Raw genomic sequence first — 3,900 nt, forward strand, 5'->3', positions numbered from 1 at the left:
GCAAGAGCGGCACGGGCATCGGCACCGCCGGGCGCGGCAACCTCCGGCGCGAGCGTGCCGTCGCGGCGGCTGCGGATGGCCTCCGCAAAGCGAGTTCCGCGGTGTAGGCGTCGTGGAACAGCTCCACGTTCAGCCGCGGGGTCGCGCCGCCGAAGCCCGCCGCCGTGTAGCTGGCGGGGGTTGCCTGCAGCGAACCGGCCTGCACCATGCCGGCGGAGCCAAAGACTTCGCCGCGCACGTCGTAGCCGTACAGGGCGCTGAAGTTCGCTTCGGCGACGGCGATGGCCCCGTTGCTGTAGCGGATGGTCACGACGGCGGTATCCAGGTAACCCGCGTCCTTCAGGGACGGCTCCACCAGCGCATCGGCCATGACCTGGACCTGCACCGGGACGGCGCCCTGGTTGAACCAGTTGAGGGTGTCGAAGTCATGGATCAGGGTCTCCAGAAAAATGGTCCATTTTGGGGTCCGGTCCGCGTTGGGGATGGCGTCCTTGGTGTTCGGATCGCGGGTCACTGACCGCAGCAGGCGGGGCTGCCCCACGCTCCCGTCGTCGACGGCGCGTTTGGCGGCCGCGAAGTCCGCCGCGAACCGGCGGTTGAAACCGATCTGGAGCTCGACGCCGGCCTCATCCACAGCGGCCAGCGCCGCGTCCAGTTCTTCAAGGCTCGTGGCCGCCGGTTTCTCGCAGAACACGTGCTTGCCGGCGGCCGCAGCGGCGGCGATGAGGGAGGAATGGAAGCGGGCCGGCGCTGCGATGATGACGCCGTCGACGTCCGGATCGGCGAACACGTCGGCCGGGTTGGCGCTCACCTTGGCAATTCCAAGCCTCTCGGCCAGCTCAGTGGCAGGTGCGAGGGCAGGGTCAGCGATGGCTTCGAGGCGGGTGCCGTGGATCCGGGTGGCTGCACTTTCAGCGTGGAAAGCGCCCATCCAGCCGGAGCCGATCAGGGCCAGCCGGACAGGGGCCAGCGGTTCCGTGCTGCGCTCAACGTAGGCCATGCCTGCTCCTTTATGGGGGTGGTCCGGTGCCGGACGGCACGGACTAGAACGATCTAGTAGATGAGTTGGCTCAACTTTGGCATACGTGGACATGGCTGTCTAGATCGTTCTAGTATCAATCGTTGGTGCCGCCCGAATGCGGTGCACCGGCTCAGCCGGCAGACCAACCCGCAGATCAGCCAGCTGGAACGCGGACGCGGGGCGGAAATCGGGAGGTACAGGTGCAGGAGCCGTTGAAGGGTACTCCCGGACGAAGGACGACGTTGGCGGACGTTGCCGCGGCTGCCGGTGTTTCACGGGCACTGGCCTCGATCGTGATGCGCGGCGCGGACGGCGCCGGCGAGGCCACCCGGAGCCGGGTGCTGGAGGTGGCCCGCGAACTTGGGTACCGGCCGGATTCCCGTGCGCGCCTGCTGCGCAGCAGCCGGACTCGGCTGCTGGGGGTTACCTTCACCCTGGCTGAGCCGTTCCACGGCGAGGTGGTGGAGTCGATCTACGCGGCGGCGGAGGCCGCCGGTTTGGATGTGGTGCTCAGCGCGGTCGGGCCGCGGCGAGCGGAGGCCCGCGCGGTGGAGTCGCTGCTGGACGCGGGTGTTGAAGCCGTGCTGATGATCGCGCCGTCATCCGCCCCGGAGGCGCTCGCTGTTTATGCCCGCCAGGTGCCGGTGGTGAGTCTGCTCAGCCCGTTGGCGGTGGAGGGTGTGGACGGCGTCCGCAGCGACGACGGCGCCGGTATCCGGGCAGCTGTGGAGCACCTGGTGTCGCTGGGGCACCGGGACATTGTCCACATCGACGGCGCCGGGGCCGTGGCCGCATCCGAACGCCGGGCAGCCTACCGCGCCGTGATGAACGAGTACGGGCTCGCCGTCCGCGTGATCCGTGGCGGTGCCGGAGAAGAGGACGGGCTGCGCGCTGCCGGCGAACTGCTGGCAGGTGGCCCGGTCCCGGATGCCATTGTGGCCTTCAACGACCGGTGCGCCCTGGGCGTGCTGGAGGCGGCGCGGCGGGCGGGGCTGGAAGTTCCCGGGGACCTGTCCGTGGCCGGGTATGACGATAGCCAGCTGGCCCGGCTCAGCCACGTGCAGCTGACCACGGTCAGCCAGGAAGCGCCACGGCTGGCGGAGGCCGCAGTCGCCTGTGCGGCAGCGCGGCTGTCCTCGGAGGACCCCGGTTCCTTGGTGCCCCCGCCGCAGCTGGTGGTCCGGGCTACTACCGGCCCCTCGCCCAGGGCGTCAAGCGTGTCCAGCTCCGGGCACCCCCCTATACCCAGACGCTGAATCCTCCGCTAGGCTCCTGCAACTTTCGCGTCAGGCTGCTGTTCGTTCCGCCTCGCTGCGCAGGATGCAGAATTCGTTGCCTTCCGGATCGGCTAGGACCACCCAGCCCGTTCCGTCCGGACGCCGCTGGTCATCCACCTGCGTGGCGCCGAACGTCAGGATCCGCTCGAGTTCCCGGTCACGGCCGCCCAGATCCGACGCTTGCAGGTCCAGGTGTACACGGTTCTTGACCTGTTTGCTGTCCGGCACCGTGATGAAAAGCAGCCGGTGGGTGCCGTCGGGGGAGTAGATCATGCACTCGTCGTCACCGGGCTGGTTGGGGTCAGCGGGGTCTTCGCGGAAATCGAGCACCTGTGCCCAGAACTTCGACTGGGCGCAGGCGTCGAGGCTGTCGAAGGTCGTATGGGAAATCGATACTGTCATGGCCGGAAGCATACTGCTGCGGGAATGAGTTGGTACGTTGTGCACTCTACTGCTGCCGGTTCAGCGGGATCGGGGTGGAACAAAACCCGCTTTGCTGGGCGGGTCGACCCGGTCGAATCCGGGGGCAGTGGGGCAGGATCGGACAAACGTCCGTCTCACTTAGGGGGAGCTCGTATGGGGTTGTTTGGAAAAAGGCGTTCGTCAGGGAAGGAACCGGCACAGGAAGAGGGACCCGATCCGTACCTGACCGTGTTTTCGGCCTCAGAAGCCAACGACTTCCGTGCCCTGACCCGTGAAGTTTTCGCCGAGATGGGCTTCGAAGTCGAGATGCACCCGGATCACGCGGTGGACAGCGAGGGACGGAAGTTCGGGTTCTGGAATATCTCCGCGATCTGCAGCGGGTTGCCGCGGACGGAGTGGAGAACTGCGATCGGTGAACACCTGAAGAACGTGCTGGCGGGGTTCACACAGGATCCCTTCTCCGCCCTCACGCTTGAGGAAGCCGCGAAGCAGACTTATTCCCGGCTCTATGAGGAATCGGCGCTTCCCAGCCTGGAGGGGTATCCCCACCGGGAATTCGCTCCGGGGATCGTCGAGATGCTGGCCTTGGACCTTCCTGAGTCCGTTGCCATGTTCGACCACCAGAACGCCCAGCGGTTCGGCGGGTCGGAGGCACTCAGGAACCAGGGAATCGCTAACCTGCAGAGCCTGGATGTAGAGCGGCTTGAAACCATTCCGGCTTCGGGAGCAACCTTCAGCTGCCTTTCCGGCAACTCTTTCTATACGGGAAGCAGGGCAGTGCTGCTTCCCGGACTGGCCACGCAGGTCACCGGAAAGCGCGTGCATGAGGAGCTCGGATGGCTCCTCTGTGTTCCCAACCGGCACCAGGTTGCCTGGCACATTATTGAGGACGCATCAATCGTTGGAGCCGTGCAGGGAATGGCCGGTTTCGGAGTCGAGGCCTTCAGCAGTGTTCCCGGTCCGGTAAGTCCGCATGTGTACTGGTGGAACGGCAGCGGTTACGAGCAGCTCACGCACCGGAAGGACGACGGCACGCTGGTGGTCCGGGTCAGTCCGAACTTCCAGCGGGTCATCGAAGCGGTCACCGCGGCCACACCCGGATCCTGATACCCAACCCCAACGACGGCGGGAGGGACAGTTAAAGCTGTCCCTCCCGCCCTCGTCCGCCCCCTTTTGGTT

The 3,900-nt window shown here is 66.5% G+C and carries 4 protein-coding genes; 2 read left to right on the top strand and 2 right to left on the bottom strand.

Annotated features, from left to right (window positions below; all coding sequences use genetic code 11):
* Positions 1–1,000, bottom strand: a 1,000-nt coding sequence (locus RTN46_RS14610; protein WP_396157833.1) for a Gfo/Idh/MocA family oxidoreductase, incomplete at its 3' end; no start/stop codon positions are given.
* A 221-nt stretch (positions 1,001–1,221) separates the two neighbouring features.
* On the opposite strand from RTN46_RS14610, the gene RTN46_RS14615 reads away from it, so the two are divergent.
* Positions 1,222–2,277, top strand: coding sequence for a LacI family DNA-binding transcriptional regulator (locus tag RTN46_RS14615; RefSeq protein WP_312182445.1), 1,056 nt, complete (start codon positions 1,222–1,224; stop codon positions 2,275–2,277).
* A gap of 30 nt (positions 2,278–2,307) precedes the next feature.
* Here the strand turns inward: RTN46_RS14615 and RTN46_RS14620 are convergent, their stop codons facing one another.
* Complete coding sequence (locus RTN46_RS14620) at positions 2,308–2,700, bottom strand: VOC family protein (protein ID WP_312182446.1); 393 nt, start codon at positions 2,698–2,700, stop codon at positions 2,308–2,310.
* A gap of 249 nt (positions 2,701–2,949) precedes the next feature.
* Here RTN46_RS14620 and RTN46_RS14625 point away from each other — a divergent pair, with 249 nt between their 5' ends.
* On the top strand, positions 2,950–3,828 hold the full coding sequence (locus RTN46_RS14625) for a hypothetical protein (RefSeq protein ID WP_312182448.1): 879 nt from the start codon (positions 2,950–2,952) through the stop codon (positions 3,826–3,828).
* Positions 3,829–3,900: the final 72 nt, after the last annotated feature.

Source organism: Arthrobacter sp. (genome assembly GCF_031988865.1).
Lineage (GTDB): Bacteria > Actinomycetota > Actinomycetes > Actinomycetales > Micrococcaceae > Arthrobacter_B.